16 protein-coding genes are annotated in these 17,582 nt (G+C 53.6%); 5 read left to right on the forward strand and 11 right to left on the reverse strand.

What is annotated here, in order from left to right; genetic code table 11:
* Nucleotides 1–2: 2 nt before the first annotated feature.
* From B212_RS0124165 to B212_RS0124175, 3 genes are read right to left on the reverse strand one after another with little or no spacing between them, the layout of a single operon-like run.
* The gene (locus B212_RS0124165) at nucleotides 3–827 is read right to left on the reverse strand and encodes a triphosphoribosyl-dephospho-CoA synthase (protein ID WP_028531026.1); all 825 of its coding nucleotides are present in this window, start codon (nucleotides 825–827) and stop codon (nucleotides 3–5) included.
* 3 nt (nucleotides 828–830) lie between these two features.
* Complete coding sequence (mdcA, locus tag B212_RS0124170; protein WP_019913760.1) at nucleotides 831–2,477, reverse strand: malonate decarboxylase subunit alpha; 1,647 nt, start codon at nucleotides 2,475–2,477, stop codon at nucleotides 831–833.
* Nucleotides 2,474–3,391, reverse strand: coding sequence for an ACP S-malonyltransferase (locus tag B212_RS0124175; protein ID WP_019913761.1), 918 nt, complete (start codon nucleotides 3,389–3,391; stop codon nucleotides 2,474–2,476). The genes mdcA and B212_RS0124175 overlap by 4 nt, the downstream gene beginning before the upstream one ends.
* Before the next feature lie 123 nt (nucleotides 3,392–3,514).
* On the opposite strand from B212_RS0124175, the gene B212_RS0124180 reads away from it, so the two are divergent.
* From B212_RS0124180 to B212_RS0124195, 4 genes are all read left to right on the forward strand, one after another.
* Complete coding sequence (locus B212_RS0124180; RefSeq protein WP_019913762.1) at nucleotides 3,515–4,396, forward strand: LysR family transcriptional regulator; 882 nt, start codon at nucleotides 3,515–3,517, stop codon at nucleotides 4,394–4,396.
* A 204-nt stretch (nucleotides 4,397–4,600) separates the two neighbouring features.
* Complete coding sequence (locus tag B212_RS0124185) at nucleotides 4,601–5,287, forward strand: response regulator transcription factor (protein ID WP_019913763.1); 687 nt, start codon at nucleotides 4,601–4,603, stop codon at nucleotides 5,285–5,287.
* Nucleotides 5,284–6,858 carry a sensor histidine kinase gene (locus B212_RS0124190; RefSeq protein ID WP_019913764.1) on the forward strand — a complete coding sequence of 525 codons (1,575 nt, stop codon included), beginning with the start codon at nucleotides 5,284–5,286 and terminating at the stop codon, nucleotides 6,856–6,858. The genes B212_RS0124185 and B212_RS0124190 overlap by 4 nt, the downstream gene beginning before the upstream one ends.
* Nucleotides 6,859–6,944: 86 nt before the next feature.
* The gene (locus tag B212_RS0124195; protein ID WP_019913766.1) at nucleotides 6,945–7,511 is read left to right on the forward strand and encodes an FAD-dependent oxidoreductase; all 567 of its coding nucleotides are present in this window, start codon (nucleotides 6,945–6,947) and stop codon (nucleotides 7,509–7,511) included.
* Nucleotides 7,512–8,011: 500 nt separating this feature from the next.
* On the opposite strand, the gene galU is transcribed toward B212_RS0124195, so the two are convergent.
* The 6 genes from galU to B212_RS0124225 all read right to left on the reverse strand — a co-directional run bounded on the left by galU (nucleotide 8,012) and on the right by B212_RS0124225 (nucleotide 14,177).
* Nucleotides 8,012–8,941, reverse strand: a complete 930-nt coding sequence (gene galU / locus B212_RS0124200) for a UTP--glucose-1-phosphate uridylyltransferase GalU (RefSeq protein WP_019913767.1) — start codon at nucleotides 8,939–8,941, stop codon at nucleotides 8,012–8,014.
* A gap of 21 nt (nucleotides 8,942–8,962) precedes the next feature.
* Nucleotides 8,963–9,946, reverse strand: a complete 984-nt coding sequence (locus tag B212_RS0124205; protein WP_019913768.1) for a glycosyltransferase family 2 protein — start codon at nucleotides 9,944–9,946, stop codon at nucleotides 8,963–8,965.
* Nucleotides 9,947–10,036: 90 nt separating this feature from the next.
* Nucleotides 10,037–12,259, reverse strand: a complete 2,223-nt coding sequence (locus B212_RS0124210; protein WP_019913769.1) for an ArnT family glycosyltransferase — start codon at nucleotides 12,257–12,259, stop codon at nucleotides 10,037–10,039.
* A 202-nt stretch (nucleotides 12,260–12,461) separates the two neighbouring features.
* Nucleotides 12,462–13,028 carry a DUF1697 domain-containing protein gene (locus B212_RS0124215; protein ID WP_019913770.1) on the reverse strand — a complete coding sequence of 189 codons (567 nt, stop codon included), beginning with the start codon at nucleotides 13,026–13,028 and terminating at the stop codon, nucleotides 12,462–12,464.
* Between the two features lie 25 nt (nucleotides 13,029–13,053).
* Complete coding sequence (locus B212_RS0124220; RefSeq protein WP_019913771.1) at nucleotides 13,054–13,866, reverse strand: phosphotransferase family protein; 813 nt, start codon at nucleotides 13,864–13,866, stop codon at nucleotides 13,054–13,056.
* Nucleotides 13,867–13,880: 14 nt separating this feature from the next.
* Nucleotides 13,881–14,177, reverse strand: coding sequence for an antibiotic biosynthesis monooxygenase family protein (locus tag B212_RS0124225; protein WP_019913772.1), 297 nt, complete (start codon nucleotides 14,175–14,177; stop codon nucleotides 13,881–13,883).
* Nucleotides 14,178–14,513: 336 nt separating this feature from the next.
* Here B212_RS0124225 and B212_RS0124230 point away from each other — a divergent pair, with 336 nt between their 5' ends.
* Complete coding sequence (locus tag B212_RS0124230; RefSeq protein ID WP_019913773.1) at nucleotides 14,514–14,855, forward strand: MGMT family protein; 342 nt, start codon at nucleotides 14,514–14,516, stop codon at nucleotides 14,853–14,855.
* Here the strand turns inward: B212_RS0124230 and B212_RS0124235 are convergent.
* Nucleotides 14,831–15,532: a DUF1361 domain-containing protein gene (locus tag B212_RS0124235; RefSeq protein WP_019913774.1), complete on the reverse strand. Its 702-nt coding sequence runs from the start codon at nucleotides 15,530–15,532 to the stop codon at nucleotides 14,831–14,833. The genes B212_RS0124230 and B212_RS0124235 overlap by 25 nt on opposite strands.
* A gap of 202 nt (nucleotides 15,533–15,734) precedes the next feature.
* Nucleotides 15,735–17,510 (reverse strand): SulP family inorganic anion transporter, encoded by a 1,776-nt coding sequence (locus B212_RS0124240; protein WP_019913775.1) that lies wholly within the window; start codon nucleotides 17,508–17,510, stop codon nucleotides 15,735–15,737.
* Between the last annotated feature and the right edge of the window lie 72 nt (nucleotides 17,511–17,582).

Consider the following 17,582-nt stretch of genomic DNA (forward strand, 5'->3'; position numbering starts at 1 on the left):
GTTCAATGCACAAGAAATAATGTAGCGGCGAGCAGATCAGCACTGCCTCCGGGTGAGAGGCGTCTAGTGGTGCAATATTCGGACAGACGGTAAAAGAGCTTTCGACCTGTCTGCGAGCGGAAGCCGTCCGCACTGAGACAAGCACCGGCCATCCGCTGAATTGCCGCCAGATCTTCCAAGCTCCCGCGGTGCAGAATACAGGTATCCTCCACCTTGGACATCAGAGCCAGCAGCGCCTCAATCCGCGCTTCATCCTCTGCTTTCCCACCGGCTCTGGCCCGGAGCAAGGCTGGCAATGCGGCTTCCCTGATATGCGGAAAACCCAGCTTAGCTTCCTCGGCCGCCCCCATCACTTTGTATTTCCGCTGTACTGCCTGGCCATTGGTAGGTGCAGATGGCTGGTAGCGGTCTTCAAATGAGGCAATTTGACCGGCGGTGCTCATGATGCGGTGCGGATCACATTCTCCGGGACAGGCCGCACGCGCACTGGTCAGCAGACCCAGTGCCCAGATCGCCCCTTTGTGTGTATTCACTCCATTCGTGGCGGAGAACATCTGCTGCTCCCCCTCGCGTCCGATTGAGGCGATCTTCTCACGCAGGGACTGATCGACCGGATGAAGATACGAGGCATCGGCGATTCGTTGAAACGTCTCTTCTAAGGCCCGGGCCGATTTAATCATCAGCCCGATGGACATATCGCTATGGGAGCCGCTGTCCCTGGTATCGACCAGTCCCGGCTTAGGTGTTAGCAGCGCCTCGTCCACAAGCGCCTGCACAGCTTTGGCGGCCAAGTCGGCCCCGAACGTCGTACTGGCTGCGGTAAGCATAACTTAGGACCAGGTCCGGAATTTGGCCGGCGGCTGATATAATCCATCAGACCAGTCCACCAGATCATTGATGGTCTGGGCCGCAAGCAGGGAACGCTTAGCTTGTCTGCGCATAATGCCGAGATCCTCAGGCAGCGCCACAATTCCTCTGTCGCGGAGTACGGTCACATCGCTTTCTTTGCTCTCCATACCGAGCGGAGTAACTCCGGCAACGGCTGCCAGCGCCTGCTTTCTTTCTTCAATACTGTCTGTTTTATATAGGTAAGCAATACCTTCTTCGGTAACGACATGAGTAACATCGTCTCCATAGATCATGATCGGAGTAACGGCAAGTCCAGACTCCTCCTTCACCTTAATCGCATCCAGCGATTCCACAAAGACCGGCTTTTTGTTGGCACCGTACGTCTCGATCATCTGCACAACCAGCTTCTGGCCTTTGGACAGCTCATGCGGATGTTCGATCATGTCCAGCCAGGCCGGCGTAGCATGCCGGCGTCCACGGGGATCATGCCCCATGTTCGGCGCTCCACCGAAGCCGGATAGACGGCCGGCAGTCACGGTAGAAGAATTGCCGAGCGGGTCCATCTGCAGCGTTGATCCGATGAACATATCCACGGCGAATTGACCGGCTACCTGGCCCATCGCCCGGTTAGAGCGCATATTGCCGTCTTTTCCGACGAAGAATACGTCACTTCGTGCCGAAATATACTTTTCCATTCCCACTTCGCCGCCGAAGCTGTGAATGCTCTCTACCCAGCCGGTTTCAATTGCCGGAATCAGCGTCGGATGCGGATTCAGCACCCAGTGCTTGGCAATCTTGCCTTTCAGCCCAAGCTGTTCGCCATAGGTCGGCAACAGCAGTTCGATTGCGGCTGTATTAAAGCCGATGCCATGATTCAGAGACTGTACCTGGTGTTTGCCGTAAATCCCCTTAATCGCCATCATTCCCATCAGGATTTGCAGCTCTGTAATGTTTTGCGGATCTCGGGTAAACAACGCTTCTAGCGCATAAGGCTTGTCGGCCTGCACAATGACATCCACCCAGGATGCCGGAATGTCCGTTCTCGGCAACACATCCACGATTTCATTGACCTGTACAATGACAATGCCATCCTTGAACGCGGCGGCTTCTACGATTGTCGGTGTCTCTTCTGTATTAAAACCGGTATACAGGTTGCCTTCGCGGTCAGCTTTATCGGCAGCAACCAGCACCACATCCGGAATAAGATCGACGAACAAACGTCCAAACAGTTCCAGGTACGTATGAATATCACCGAGCTTCAGCGTTCCGTCCTCAATCATTTGCGCAACACGCAAGCTCTGGGAGCCGCAATAGGAAAAATCAAGTTTGCCGGCTATTCCGCGTTCAAAGATATCCAGATGCTCGGGTCTGGAGATGCTCGACATAATCATGTGCAGGTTGTGTACCTTGCCCGGATCGACTTCCAGCAGTTTCTGCGACAGGAAGGATGCCTGTTTCTGGTTGTCCCCCTCCAAAACCACTCTGGCTCCCGGTTCAAGCAGTACCTCCATTACTTCAACAATACGTGAGGCATCGACGTATTTTCCTTCCAGCCATTGTTGAACTTTATTTAGTTTTTCAAGTTTATGGTCGCGTTTTTGCGACCAGGAACGTTGCACTTTGTTCATTCTTCTTGCCCCTTCCATTTTTGGATTAAATATAACGCCGCCTCCACTCCAACTTCACAGACGGAAATCCGGCGGATCTCCGGATGAGATTGCTGGACCAGATGGGTTAGCGTTTTGCCTGGAGGCATTTCTACAAAACAGTCGGCTCCAGCTTCGACGCAAACACCGGCCATATCGTTCCATCGCACAGGATAGGCAACATTAAGCGCCAAATCCTCCGCAATCTTATCCTTATCTCTGAGTATCCGTCCCCTGTGGTTGGACAGGTACGGAATTAGCGCATTTCTCAAAGGTACTTTGGAGATTATCTCTGATAATTCCCGAGAAATACCGGACATCAGCGGAGAGTGCGAAGGAATAGGTACCTTCAATAGCCTTGTCTTGGCCGCCCCCATTTCTGTGGCAAACCTGAATGCTAGCTGTATACCTTCCAATGAACCCGATACAGCAATTTGTTGCTCCGCATTAATATTGGAGAGATATACAGGCGCTTCCTCGCGATGAGCGCGGTCGATGGCTCGCTGAACTTCATTTTTCGTTAGCCCGATTACGACACCCATCCCATATCCCTTGTTATACGCAGTTTCCATCAAATTTGCCCGCTGCCAAACGATCTTCAGCGCATCCTCGAACGATAGAACTCCAGAGATGACTGCAGCCGGGTAAGCACCGATTGAATGCCCCGCCACGAATTGCGGAGTAATGCCCCGCTCCATCAACTGCTGGGCTACAGTCAGCTCCTTCAGAAACAAAGCCATCTGTATCCAGACGGTTGATTTCAGCGCTTCTTCGTCATCATGCATCTCCGTCTGTAGAATACTTGTTGCTTTTTTCACAAGCTCAGGCACATCCTGCAGCATACCCGGAGTCTGAGATCCCTGACCTGGGAACATAAATACGATCTTCAGAATCATACCCCCTTTAGCAGACTCGAACTCGTTCACATCCCAATTGTATAGAGCAGCAGTAATATTGTAAAATAGCTATATCTACATATTTTTAATAACCTCAAGGTTATATTAAGGGAGTCGGTCTCTTTGGATCTGCTACAGTTAAAGTACCTTCAAGTCATTGCAAAACATGAGAACGTAACTAAAGCCGCCAAAGAACTGTTCATTTCCCAACCCGCGCTCAGCAAAATGATCCGCAATCTGGAGACTGAACTGGGCGTAAAGCTGTTCGACAGGGAAGGCAAGCACATCACGCTGAATGTATGCGGCAAAAAGTTTCTCAAGCGGGTGGATCAGGCGCTTTACGCACTGGAGCAGGGGTTGACGGAGGTTAAGGAATTGAAGCAGGAGAAAATGGAGGTTATTATCCTTTTCATCGCTGTGGGTTCTATGCTGCTGCCGGACATTGTCCGGCAATTTCGCGACAGCTACCCTCATATCCGCTTCAACCTGAGCCAACATCCTGGCCAGAACAAGAAGGGGTTGGCTTATGATTTTGCGATAACGTCGGAGACTCTGGAGGGCAATGAACAGGTCGTTTTGCTGGAGGAAGAAATCGTTCTCGGGGTTCCCGTGACTCACCCGCTGAGCTCGCTGAGCACCGTAGCACTGCAGGATCTGGAGCGTGAAAAATTCATCAGCCTGACCAACGGGAATGCGCTGCGGCGGACGACAGACCTCTTTTTCGCACATCTCCCGTATGAACCGGATATCGTCTTTGAGAGCGATGATCCGGCCACGGTAAGGGGCTTAATTCAGACCGGGCTTGGTATATCCTTTATCCCTTCAATTCTGTGGAACCGGGTAGTCACCGACGACATCAAGCTGGTCCACATCAGCGAACCGCTGTGTATGCGTACCATATACTTATCCTGGCCGGCCGGCAAGGTGTTTACGGATACTGAGAAATCGTTTTTCGATTTTATGTTGAAGTTCTTCAGGGGGTTCGGAGTTGCCGTGCGCCCATAATCTCCAGCATAATTATTCCTCGAACAGGATTAATAAATCCGCTCCCGCGTATAGACTTGTCCCGGTATTCCAGCGAGTTGATACATTAATTTACTTTACCTCCCCCCTCCGCTCCCTATCCCTTCACTACCAAACATCTTCAGCAAACATTCAACGTGGTATGTCATAATGTAGCTAACTATTACCCATTTGGAGGAACAAACAATGAAGGCTGCCCAAGGTGTTAGACTGCTGCTCGTCGATGACGAGCCTCATATTCTCCAGTTCCTGGAGCTGGGCCTGATCAATGAGGGATTTGAAGTAAGAACCGCGCCGGACGGAGTCAGCGCAATTGCGGTTGCTGCTGAATTCAAGCCGCATGTGGCTATTCTTGATGTGATGATGCCGGGCATGGACGGATTCGAGGTATGCCGGTACCTCCGCTCGGAAGAAACGGAAATTGCCGTGATTATGCTTACCGCAAAAGACGAGGTGGATGACCGCGTCAAAGGACTGTCCATCGGAGCCGACGACTATATGGTGAAGCCGTTCAGCTTCGACGAGCTGCTGGCCCGGATTCAGGCACGGCTGCGCAACCAGTTCCCGGGACTGCTCGGAGAAGTGCGCTGTGGCCCCTTCCGGATTGACGGACGGCGCAAGGAAATCCGCCACAAGGACGAGGTGCTGGAGCTGTCGCCTACCGAATATGAGCTGCTGCAATATCTGGTGATCAATCACGGCCTGGTGCTCAGCAAACCGATGATTCTGGACAAGGTATGGGGCTACGACTTCGGGGGCGAGGAGAATATCGTCGAGGTCTACATCCGCTCCCTCCGCGAGAAGCTCGGCGATAAGGAGCACCGGATTATCCGCACGCTGCGCGGGGCGGGCTATCGTGTGGATCTGATATGATTGCCCGCGCCAAAGGCCTCTTCGGCAAATTTCCGGCGCCGCGTTCCCTGCGCAAGCAACTGCTGGCCATTTCCCTGCTGATCCTCTCGGGGCTGCTCCTCCTGATCGGAGTGCTGCAATATGTGCTGATGCGGGATTTTATTTACAACAACAGAGCGGACTCAATGGAGACCCAGATCCGCTCTGTACCGCGTGAATTGTTTTTCAATTCGTTTGCAGCAGACAACAGTACTCCGAATACGCTCACTCCCGGGCCGCCGCCTTTAGGCAGCGGTCTGAACGGTGGCGAAGCCCCCGGAAGCGAGAACATAAACCCTGGCAGCCTACGGAACAACGGGAACAGACGCCCGCTTCTGCTGGATGCCCATACGACCCTCGCGATTTACAGCGCGGACGGTACTTTCAAGGATTTCCAGGAGGAAACGCTGTCTGATTCCATCGCCCCCAGATTATCAAATGCGGAATACAATGAGCTGCTGAAGCACACCACAGACAAGGCGTCCGGCAAGTACAGGCTCATTACAGCGGCAGACGGGAAAGAGCACCTCGCCGTATTCATGAATCTCGGCAAACCGGGAGAAGCCAAGATGCTGCTGCAGATGAGTGTCGAAACGGGGCCTCTGCGGGATGTGATCATGCAGCAGCTCCTGATTTTTGCCGCATTGTCGGTGGTGGCCTTGCTGGCTGGACTGCTGCTGTATCTGCCCGCGCTGCGGAAGACGCTGATTCCCTTATCCAAGATGGGCGAAGCCGCACAGATCATCGACGCGGGCAATCTGAACGAGCGTTTCCCGGTGAATCAGGGACAGTCGGAGATAGATAAGCTGTCCAGTTCGTTTAATGGAATGCTGGAGCGGCTGGAGATTTCTTTTCACAATGAACGTGAAGCCAAGGAGCAAATGCGCCGTTTCGCCGCCGATGCTTCCCATGAGTTGAGAACGCCGCTGACTTCCATTCACGGATTTCTGGAGGTGCTGCTGCGCGGGGCGGCAGATAACAAAGATCAGCTCTACAGCGCACTGAACAGCATGCATGGCGAGTCCAAACGCATCAATAAGCTGGTTGAGGATTTGCTGCTGCTGGCCCGTATGGACGGAGCGCCGCAGCTTAACGTCAAAAACCTGCTGCTGGGGGAGGTTATCACAGAGATGCAGCCCCAGCTTCTGCTGCTCTCCGGCAAACGCAAGGTGACTTTCGATATATCCTTTGGCATCCGCGGAATGTATGACCCCGACAAGCTGAAGCAGGTTATTCTTAACTTATTCCACAATGCGGTGCAGCATACCGATGCAGAGACAGGAACCATACATATCTCGCTGCATGCCCGCCGCACGGAAGCCGAGCTGGTTGTAAGAGATAATGGCTCAGGGATCACGGCTGAGCATATCCCTCATGTCTTTGACAGGTTCTACCGCAGCGATTCCTCGCGCACGCGCAAATACGGCGGCTCAGGCCTTGGTCTGTCCATTACGAAATCAATTGTAGAGGCGCACAGCGGGGATATCCGTGTGGAGAGCGTTCCCGGGGAAGGCACGGCCTTCAAGGTTACCCTTCCCTGCCTGCTTCATTAGCTATTGAGCTGTAATTAACGTTATAATAGTAACCGAATGGATGGATAGCGCTTATCCCAACTTTTAGTCTACAGGAGGTTGATCTTATGTATGAAATCGCCGTAATCGGAGCCGGCCCTGCCGGTGCAAGCGCAGCCCTGTTCGCCGCAAAGGCGGGCAAAAAAACGCTGCTGATCGACAATGACAAAGGTATGACACGCAGAGGGTGGTACGAGAATTACTACGGCATCACGGAAATTGGCGGTCCTGATCTAGTGGAAACCGGTCATAAGCAAGCGGTCAAATTTGGTGCGGAGCTGGTGGCTGATCAAGCGGTGAACCTGGCCGCAAAAGGCGAAGGCTTCGTCATCGAGACTGAGAGCGGCGCCACTTATGAAGCGAAGCATGTCATTCTCGCCACAGGCGTGCTGACCGACCTGGCCGCCCAAGCCGGTGTGGAAACCAAGGACGGCACCGAACCGAGAATCAAAACGGTTGTAGCGGTTAATGCGCAAGGCAAAACCAACGTCGAGGGCATCTGGGCGGCAGGAACGGTAGCCGGAGTAAGCGTACACGCCATTATTACCGCCGGAGACGGTGCGAAGGTCGCCGTTAATGTCATTAGCGAGCTGAACGGTGCTAGATACGTCGATCATGATGTGCTGAAGGCTTAGGCTGCGCTCACAATGAGCCTCTGCCGGTGGGCAGCAGGTTCGCATCAGCAGGCCAACCTTTCGGGTTGGCCTTTTGTTCGTTCCGCACGCAGAATAATTCGCTGATCCGGCATGATATAGCAGCTAAGAGAAGGTTGGGAAGATAGTTGTATTTTGTACACTTATAACCTCACTTTTTTCGCTTAACAATGATTTAGTTGCAGTTCGTACACTTATATTTGCTGATTTCCGCTACAATGCCCTCACTCCTGATTTTTAATTGTACGAAGTGCAGCTAAGCTCTGCAATCAGACATTTCCGCACCAGATAGCTGCAGGAAATACAATTAACTTTCTCCAGCAAAGGTAAGAAGCAGGGCGGCGGCGGGTAGCCACGGGACAGCAGGAAAACAAACTTCTCCCAGACGGCACATAAGGCCGTTCCAGAGGATTACCGGCTGCCCGCTATGCTCCTCTGAAACCGCCTTATGCGGTTAGATGTCAGTTGTCCGTGTCCGTCCATCAGCTCCTCCGGCTGCTTGCGCCTGGACCCTGCAGCACCGCCTGCGCTTCCGCGCCGTTGCTAAGGCTCCCAAGCAGCTCGCGCAGGTACGGCAGCAGCAAGGGCCGCAATTCTTCACGCTGCAGGCCCATCTCCAGCGTGGCCTGGATATAGCCGAATTTGTCGCCGATATCATAACGCTTGCCTTGCAGATCAAGCGCCAGCAATCCTTCGCTGCGGCACACCTCATGCAGTGCATCGGTCAACTGGTATTCGCCTCCGGCCCCCCGCTCCAGCCTGCTCAGCACTGAGAAGATCGAGGGCTTCAGGATATAACGTCCCATGATGGCGTTCGTCGAAGGCGCAGCCTGCGGTGCAGGTTTTTCCACCAATCCGTTCACCACATGTACCCCTTTCACGGAGCCGCCGGAGGCGATAATGCCATACTTGCCTACCTCTGATTCCGGCACCTGCTGTACACCGACAATCGTCTGCTCCGACTGCTCGTACAGCTTCATCATTTGCGAGAGCGCCGGAGGCTGGGAGACCATGATGTCATCGCCAAGCAGCACGGCAAACGGCTCATCCCCGATGAACTGCTCCGCGCACAGGATGGCGTGGCCAAGGCCGAGCGGCTCTTTTTGCCGGATGTAGTGGATGCTGGCCAGCGCGCTGATTCCCTGCACCTCGCGGAGCAAGTCCATTTTCCCTTTGTCCAGCAAGGTCTGCTCCAGCTCCACCGACTTGTCAAAATGATCCTCAATAGACTTCTTGTTGCGGCCGGTCACAATAATAATGCTCTCAATGCCGGAGCGGACCGCCTCCTCCACAATATACTGGATCGCCGGCTTGTCGACGATGGGCAGCATCTCCTTCGGCTGGGCTTTGGTGGCGGGCAGGAATCGCGTACCCAGTCCGGCGGCGGGAATGACAGCTTTTCTAATTTTCATAATGGACCACTCCCTTGCCTGTTATTTATTTAGCTGCGCAACTCTCTGCTCAGTCACATTCTGCTGTTTCTTGCCGCTGTAGAATTCCTGAACGATATAGAGCGGACGCCGCTTGGTCTCGTCATAGATCCGGCCGACATATTCACCCAGAATCCCCAGCATGATCAGCACGAATCCGTTGAAGGTCAGCGTAATGCCGATCATGGACGCCCAGCCCTTAACAGCAGAGTCCGTGAACAGCACCAGGTACAACACATACATAAGGTACACAAACCCGGCTGCGGACAACAATCCTCCCAGGTATCCTGCCAGCTTCAGCGGTTTATAGGAGAAAGAGGTAATGCCGTCCAGCGACAGCTTAATCATGCGTTTCAGCGGATATTTGGTCTCTCCGGCCAGCCGTTCATCACGTTCATATTCGATCGCCTTCTGGCGGAAGCCTACCCAGCTCACCAGGCCGCGCACAAAGCGGTTTTTCTCCGGCAGACGTTTCAGTTCCTCGCACACCTTGCGGTCAATCAGGCGGAAGTCGCCGGTATCCACAGGAATCGAGATGTCCGTGGAATAGCGCAGCACCCGGTAAAAGGCGCTTGCGGTCCATTTTTTGAACAGGGATTCTCCGTTTCGCTTGATGCGTTTGGCGTACACGACCTCATAGCCTTTTTTCCACTCTTCGATCATATCCAAAATCAGCTCCGGCGGGTCCTGCAGATCGGCGTCGATAATGACCACCGCATCCCCCAGCGAATAATCCATACCCGCGGTGATGGCAATCTGGTGACCGAAGTTGCGGGACAGGTCGATCAGCTTCACGCTCTCATCCCAATAGCTGTACTCCTCAATCATCTGCGCACAGTTGTCGGTGCTGCCGTCGTTAACGAAGAGCAGTTCATAGGGCTCCCCTGTCGTTCCCATCACCTTCTTAATCCGCCGGTAGGTCTCCTGAATAACCGCCTCTTCGTTATACATTGGTATGACTACGGAATAGCGCACGCTGGTGCTCATGAGCAGCTCCTCCTTAAATATAAATATTGAAGCGCGCCTGCCGCAAAAGCTTCTGCAGCGCGCTTCATATACAGCCTGCTAAGCGACATCCTATTTCACCGTAACCTCATACAAGGTTCCGCCATTGACACCTGTCTCTGTTCCCTGCCAATCTGCGGTCGGAACCACTGTCCCGTTCTCCGTAATCCAACTGGTAATTTCTGAATTGCCGCCGCGTCCGCCGCCGCCGCCCATGCCGCCGGTAGTGACGAGGAAATATTTCACTTTGCCGCTGGCCACCAGCGCCTTCAATGTATCGGTGGTGTACGGCACATCCGAACCGTTGAACCCGTTAAGAATGACTACCGATTCGCCTTTGTCGATGATATACGGGCCTGCCGTTCCGTAATCCATCGCCGCGAACAGATACTTCTCGCCTGTATTATGCTCCTTCAGGTAGGACAGCAGATTCTCATTGACACCCGTGGTGTTATTTCTGCCGCCACCGCCGCCCATGCCGCCAAAACCACTGTCGCTGTCCGGGCCGGCCGCCGGGGTCATGCTGTTCAGGCCGTACGTTATCGGCGTAAACGCCCAGTACGTAGGTCCGATCAGCAGCACCAGCAACCCAAGCACAGCCGCCACATGAATTAGCGGCTTCTCTTTGCCTTGCAGTATCCGAAGGATGAGCAGCAGCAGGGAGACTGCAATTCCCGCCGCAAGCACACCGATGGACCAGCCGCTTCCAATCTTATCGTCGTACGGATGAATAATGTACCACTGGAACACAGCCGTTGACAGCGTTGCCGCCGGGAGCAGCCAGGACAGCCAGGTTGAACGTTCCTTATAATAGGTCCAGAGTTGCAGCCACCCTGCACCGGCCAGCGCTGCAATCGGCGGAGCCATCATAATGAGATAGTACTGGTGGAAAAATCCGGCGATGCTGAAGAATCCCATAACCGGCACCAGCCAGGCCAGCCAGAACAGCGCTTCTTTATGCTTCTGTGTAAAGTTCCTTCTGCGCAGGCTGGCAAAAATCCCAATGCAGCCGAACAGCAGGAAGGGCAGCAGCCAGCTAGCTTGACCGGACAACGCCGATTGGAACAAGCGCAGCGGACCTGCGGTACCTGTATTGAACATTCCGCCGCCGCGGTTCATCCCGCCTGGCCCGCCATTGAACTGGCCGCCCTGGCCTCTGCCGGAGTCGCGGCCCTCTCTGTCCATTCGCCCGCCTTGGGCCTGGCCCTGCGTTCCGCCGTCACCTGCGGTCTGTCCGCGGCCGGTTGAGCCGTCATCCATTCCGCCTGGAGCCTGCCCCGGCGGCTGACCGCCATTGCCCGTTTGGCTGCCGCCAGTACCTTGGCTGTCTGTACCATTGCCTTGGCCGCCGTCAGCACCCTGACCGCCACCGCCGTTCATCATCCCTTGACCGCCGGCACCATTCATAGCCGGCATCTCGCCGCGGTTCCATGCCGGCATTTCACCGCCGCCGAACATGCCCCCGCCGCCGCCAGGGAAACCGCCGCCGCTGCCGCCCGTGCTGCGGTCACCGGTCAAACGCGATACCCCGTTATAGCCAAAAGCCAAATTCAGTACAGAGTTGGTGCCGCTGCTGCCCATATAAGGGCGTTTGCTGGCCGGGATCGAATCCACGATCACCGCCCAGGACAGGGAGACCACTAGCAGCACTGCCGTGCAGGCTGCCAGCACCCCGGTTTTTTTCTTCCAGTTCACCTTCGCTGCCAGAATATAAAAGAGGTAAAATGCAGGCAATACCATGTAGGCCTGAAGCATTTTTTCGTTGAAACCTACGCCAATAAGTGCAAATGCGGCAAGCAGACTGCCAATTTTGCTGCTCTTTGTTCCCTTGAACAGAAACCAAGCTGCCAGCAGCAGTGTAAATACCAGCATCGCATCAATATTGTTCGTTCTGCTGACAGCGGCAGCTACCGGAGTCGAGGCCATTGCAAGTGCGGCCAACCGCGCTGCTGTTCTTCCAAAAGTCGGCTTCACCAGCAGATACACCAGCAGGACCGAGCCAACACCGCCCAGCGCCTGCGGCAGAATAACGCTCCAGCCATGCAGTCCGAAGATCAGAGCGCTGAGGGTCTGAAGCCAGAAGGTGACTGGCGGCTTATCGACCGTTACCGAGCCTGCCGAGTCCAGCGAGGCGAAGAAGAAATTGTGGAAGCTCTGCAGCATGCTCCCTACCGCCGTTGTATAGTACGTGTTAACATAATGATCATTCCAGATTCCATACCCGTACAGAAATGCTGCAAGCAGCAGGATGGCAAGCAGTACAACATCGGAACCCAGCTTTTTAATCAGTTTCATCTCCACTCCACTCCCATCCATCTATTCCGGCAGTGCTATTCCCCCCGGTTCAGCTTTACTTAGGTGTATTATTGCACCCGTACCTTAACCCATAATGAAATCAAGCTGAATGTTTGCTGAAACCCGGATTAACCTGGAGGATGCGGGCACGCCAAAAAAGCCCCACAAAGCGGGGCTTGCTTCAAGACCTGCTCCGGGTGCCTCAGGTGCGTGCAGCAGTCTCCTGTTCACTGCGGCCCAGCGCGGCCAGTTTATTCACCGTATTCCAGTTGCGAGCGGTGATGGACGTGCCCAGCAGCTTCTCCAGCGGAACCTTGAACAGCGGGGATTTACTTACACTCACCTCATACAGGGTGTACATTTCTCTGCCAACCACACGAAGCTTGTCCGCGCCATCCGCATAAGGGCGAAGCTGCTCCAGCGCCTGCGCCGAAGGCTCTTTTTCCAGAAAAGAAACATACAGCCGCTTATATTCCTCTTCCTCAAAAAGCTCAAACGGATTGCCTGCGATCACCGCTTCCAGCTCCTCCAGAGTGCGGATCAGCACGGAAGCATCGAACCCGAACGTTTCGATAATCTTCGCACGAATCGTATCCGCAAGCAGCGCGCTACCTGTTTCCCCGCTCTCAAACACTACATTCCCGCTCTGGATATAGGTTCGGACCCGGTCATATCCGAGCGACTCGAACATGGCCTTCAGCGCCTGCATTTTGATGATTTTGTTGCCGCCAACGTTGATGCCCTTCAGCAGCGCAATATAGGTATTCATAGCACACCTTCTTTCCTTAACCCCATTAAAGGGTCGATATAGAACTCAGACGTCTGCGGATTTCACGGACAAGCTGCTCTTTTTCAGCAGTCGGAATTCCTTCTACCAGCCTTGCCGCCGCTACCGGAAGCACCCAGGCATTAATTTCGGCGTAGGAGCCGCCCGATAATCTGAGGTACTCCCGAATATATCCTTTAGTAAGCCTCTGCCTCATAAAAGCCAACAACACCCTGGTTAACCAGGATGCCCCCGGCGGGACGGCTCCCATACTGAGCATCACCACGGTTCGTGCCGCATCCCCGGCAGGATTGCCGGACATTCCGGTCATCCAGTCGATGACCCAGACTTGCTCGCCCATAAGCACATTGTCGGGGTGGAAATCACCATGCAGCAGCCGCTCTCCCTCAGGGAGCTTCTCCAGCTCGCCCAGCACAGCCGTTTTCTCCTCCAGCGTGAGCATGGGCGCGGCGATAATGGTTTTGTGCAGAGCTTCCTTCTGCCGTCCCAATCCTTCCGGGCCTTCAAGCTTATGCAGCTTATAGTGAAGTGCCGCCATCCGCCGGGCATACCCGCCAAGCCTCCACGGCTTCTCGCTGATCAGCTTCAGCATTGACCGGCCATGAATCTGCTGGAATACAATGCCTTTGCGGCCCTCTGATGTAATAAGCTCCATGGGCTGCGGAGTCTGGACATTATGCCCATGCACATATTTACTGATTTCATATTCATGTTCCACGTGATGCCCGGGAATATTATCCCGGTAAAGCTTCAGAATCGCTCCGGTTCCATGCTCCCACACCTCTGCGGTTCTGCCTTCTCCAACCTTTTTTCCCTGCACGCTTCTTCCCCCATCTACTCCAGATTGATACGAGCGAAATGCTCCACTACCGGGAACGGGCTGTAATAATGATGCAAAAGCGCCTTCCATTCCTGATATTGGCCGGATTCTCTGAACCCTACAGTGTGATCCTCAAGATTGCGCCATTTTACCAGCAGCAGGTATTTATGGTCATCCTCAAGACAATGCTGCAGCTCATGGCCTAAATACCCCTCAATAGAGGCAATCAGCACGGACGCTTCTTTAAAGCTCTGTTCAAACTGGCCGGCAAGCCCCGGCTTCACCTGAAGCATGGCTGCTTCCAGAATCATAATCATCGTCTCCTTGCTGCCTGTAAATTGAACTATAGATTTTCATATTGGGGTCTGGTCGTAACTGCGGAGAATGTTTGGACTTCCGGCCGCTGTTGTATTCAGATGTTTTTTATTATATCGCTTAGCGGATAACATCTGAATACAAAGGCGGACGCGTTCGCTCCTCCAGTTCCAAACTTCCCCTCCGTCACTTCGGCCCTTTCTATATTTTCTTTAGTTCGACTTATATAGTAATCTTGATCCATAATAGCACGGGAACTTCTGATATAATTCAGCTATATAAGCTGTAGTTGCAATGAAAATACTGCTTCTCTTAGCCAAAGGAGCCCGTTAATGACACCATTTACAGAAAAGGTTATCTCCGTTATCCGTTCAATTCCCGAAGGCAGCGTCATGACCTACGGAGGCATTGCCCGCGCAGCAGGAAGTCCCCGGGGGGCCAGACAGGTCGTCCGCATTCTCCATTCCATGAGCCGCAAATACAAGCTGCCGTGGCACAGAGTCGTGAATGCTGAGGGGAGAATCGCCCTGACCGATGATGAATCCAGCTCACTGCAGCAGCTATTTTTGCTGAGCGAGGGAATCGTTTTTGATGACAAGGGCGTGATTGATCTACAGCGCTACCTGCACCACCCCGGGCCAGATGAAGATTATCTTCTTCCGCCCCCGGAATAGGCGCGTCCGCCCCCTTTGCCCAGCACATTCAGCAGGCAATACATCGTCGCATAAATCGCGAGCAGCACACAGGCAACGAACAGGCTGAAGAAGACAGACTGCCGGTTCAGGCTATCCATAACGAGCTGATATAGCTGATGCCGGTCGGTGAGCACATCCCAGCTATTCAGCCGGTAGACCCGGCCAAGCAATACACCATAGCCCCCCAGTGCACAGGCGGACAGCACGAAGACCCAGGAGAGCAGCAGGTTGCTTTTGCGGTAAATGACCGCTTGGAACTGATAGAGGGAGAAGAAGCCCGTCAGCCAGCCGCTCCAGGTGAACAGCAGCAGCATGACCAGATCATACCAGAAGCGGCTTTGAACGATTCCTCCTACAAAATACAAATTTTTGCGCATCATCAAATGCACCAGATCGGTCATAATGTAAGGCGCGTTCGGAAAAAACAGCAGCCAGGCTATGCCAAGCGGAAACACCAGCAGTCCGCCGATCTTCCTCTTATCCAGCTCATGGGCCGCCATAGAGAATACAAACGGAAGCCAGGCCAGAAACAGATTCCAGATCAAGAACTCGAAATAGTCATCCGTCCGCTGAGACACTACGCTGTAGACCGCGAGCGTTGCCAGAGTCAGTCCCGCCAAAAGCAGAACTACTCTGGAATAGTTCAATTCCTTCATAAGTGTATAATCTCCTTATCCGTAAGAATTCGGTACAGGCTTCTTGTAATTGTACAAATATTTACGTGCCTTGTACAAATATTACATGTATTGTTATGACAAAATAAAAGCCCTGACGACTGAGCGCCCGGGCTTAAGATTGCTGCTGCTATAGTAAATGCTAATGTTTAAAAGAAATCAATGGCTGCAAAGCTTCCGTTGTCTATATCTCTCCGGTCAGTTTACGGGCCACCGCAGGCGTGCGGCCTTTGAACGCGCTGCGTCCAGCGACTTCCTCCAGCCCGGAGAACGCTGCGCATTCCCGGAAGGCCGCATGCCGGCAGCCCAGACATTTATTGTAATTAATCATCTTCAGCGCATCATTGATCGCTTCTCCCGTACGCGCATAGAATTGCGTCTCCCCGATCCGGTCATACAGCCCGGTCTTCTTGAGCAGCTCCAGCGGCTGGGATTGAATGCCGGAAATCATCAGTTGCCCGCCATCCTCCTGCAGCTTCTTCACCAGCCCCGCCAGATTGGCTTCGCCGGTAGTATCAATAAAAGGCACCTTGCCCATGCGCAGCAAGATTACCTTCGGCTGGTCGGGTCCAAGACCCGGCATCGTATCATCGAAACGGTAAGCAGCCCCGAAGAAAAGCGGCCCCTCCACACTATAAATACCAATCTGCGGACAATCGTGGCTATCCGTGACCATATGCGCCTCCACCTTTACAGAAGAAGGATCAGGCAGCACCTTGGACACCATATGAACCTCGCCCATCCGTTTGACGAACAGCACCACCGCCAGCACAAGGCCAACCTCTACCGCCAGCGTCAAATCGGCAAAGACCGTCAGCAGAAAAGTAATGAACAGCACCAGGGAATCCCCGGTCTTCAGCTTGAGCAGATGGAGAAATTCCTTGCGTTCGCTCATATTCCAGGCCACCACCATCAGGATGGGCGCCATTGCAGCCAGCGGAATGCTTGACGCATACGGGGCGAACAACAAAAGAATCAGAAAGACCACAACGCCGTGAATCACACCCGACAACGGGGACACGGCTCCGCTCTTAATGTTGGTAGCGGTTCTGGCAATCGCTCCGGTAGCCGGAATCCCGCCGAACAGCGGAGCGGCAATATTGGCAACCCCCTGCCCGATCAGCTCGCGGTTGCTGTCGTGGCGGCTGCCCGACATTCCGTCGGCAACAACAGCGGACAGCAGCGACTCAATCGCACCCAGCATGGCGATAACAAAGGCTGGACGAATCAGCAGCCTAATTCTCTCCCAGCTAATAACCGGGAAGTGGAAGCTCGGCAGCGTATTGGGGATGTCTCCATAGGCAGAGCCGATTGTGGTCACCTTACCGCTGAAGAACAGTGCCGCAATAATTGTTGCACAGAGCAGCCCAACCAGTGCTCCCGGCACTCTCGGCGCCAAACGCATTCCCAGCACAAGAACAGCCAGACAAATTACAGCCGTCAGAACACTGTACAAATTAATGGTTGAGATATGCAGGCCAATCTCCTTCATATTATCCACAAAGCTCTCATGCCGCTTTATACCCTTCAGGCCGAGAAAGTTCGCAATTTGCCCGGTGAAAATAATGACGGCTATTCCCGCTGTAAACCCGATGGTTACGGGCTTCGGGATGAACTTGATCAGCACTCCCAGCCGAAGCAGCCCCATAATAACCAGAATGACTCCTGCCATCATTCCGGCAAGCAGCAGATTTTCGTAGCCGTACTGCATGGCAATGGCGAACAAAATAGGAATAAACGCACCCGTAGGTCCGCCGATCTGAAACTTTGAACCGCCGAACAAGGAAATCAGAATCCCTGCAACTATGGTTGTATAAATTCCGTACTCCGGCTTTACGCCCGAAGCAATAGCAAATGCCATCCCCAGCGGGATGGCAATAACGCCGACGATTAACCCTGAAATCAGATCCTTGCGCAGCGCAGCAATATTGTAGCCTTTGAAACGGCCCCACCCTATCATCCTTTAACCTTCTTTTCTCTAAATATCTGATTATTTGAATATAAGAGCAACATTACTCCTGCAAACCGCTCT

Origin of the sequence: Paenibacillus sp. HW567 (assembly GCF_000374185.1) — a bacterium.
Lineage (GTDB): Bacteria > Bacillota > Bacilli > Paenibacillales > Paenibacillaceae > Paenibacillus_AQ.

Excerpts from the sequence above, each read along its gene's own strand:
- mdcA (WP_019913760.1), bottom strand. The coding sequence starts at position 2,477 with ATGAACAAAGTGCAACGTTCCTGGTCGCAAAAACGCGACCATAAACTT.
- B212_RS0124225 (WP_019913772.1), bottom strand. The coding sequence starts at position 14,177 with ATGATTCTGGAAGCAGCCATGCTTCAGGTGAAGCCGGGGCTTGCCGGC.
- galU (WP_019913767.1), bottom strand. The coding sequence starts at position 8,941 with ATGAAAATTAGAAAAGCTGTCATTCCCGCCGCCGGACTGGGTACGCGA.
- B212_RS0124190 (WP_019913764.1), top strand. The coding sequence starts at position 5,284 with ATGATTGCCCGCGCCAAAGGCCTCTTCGGCAAATTTCCGGCGCCGCGT.
- B212_RS0124205 (WP_019913768.1), bottom strand. The coding sequence starts at position 9,946 with ATGAGCACCAGCGTGCGCTATTCCGTAGTCATACCAATGTATAACGAA.
- B212_RS0124185 (WP_019913763.1), top strand. The coding sequence starts at position 4,601 with ATGAAGGCTGCCCAAGGTGTTAGACTGCTGCTCGTCGATGACGAGCCT.
- B212_RS0124175 (WP_019913761.1), bottom strand. The coding sequence starts at position 3,391 with ATGATTCTGAAGATCGTATTTATGTTCCCAGGTCAGGGATCTCAGACT.
- B212_RS0124165 (WP_028531026.1), bottom strand. The coding sequence starts at position 827 with ATGCTTACCGCAGCCAGTACGACGTTCGGGGCCGACTTGGCCGCCAAA.
- B212_RS0124210 (WP_019913769.1), bottom strand. The coding sequence starts at position 12,259 with ATGAAACTGATTAAAAAGCTGGGTTCCGATGTTGTACTGCTTGCCATC.
- B212_RS0124240 (WP_019913775.1), bottom strand. The coding sequence starts at position 17,510 with ATGATAGGGTGGGGCCGTTTCAAAGGCTACAATATTGCTGCGCTGCGC.
- B212_RS0124215 (WP_019913770.1), bottom strand. The coding sequence starts at position 13,028 with ATGAATACCTATATTGCGCTGCTGAAGGGCATCAACGTTGGCGGCAAC.
- B212_RS0124235 (WP_019913774.1), bottom strand. The coding sequence starts at position 15,532 with ATGAAGGAATTGAACTATTCCAGAGTAGTTCTGCTTTTGGCGGGACTG.
- B212_RS0124195 (WP_019913766.1), top strand. The coding sequence starts at position 6,945 with ATGTATGAAATCGCCGTAATCGGAGCCGGCCCTGCCGGTGCAAGCGCA.
- B212_RS0124230 (WP_019913773.1), top strand. The coding sequence starts at position 14,514 with ATGACACCATTTACAGAAAAGGTTATCTCCGTTATCCGTTCAATTCCC.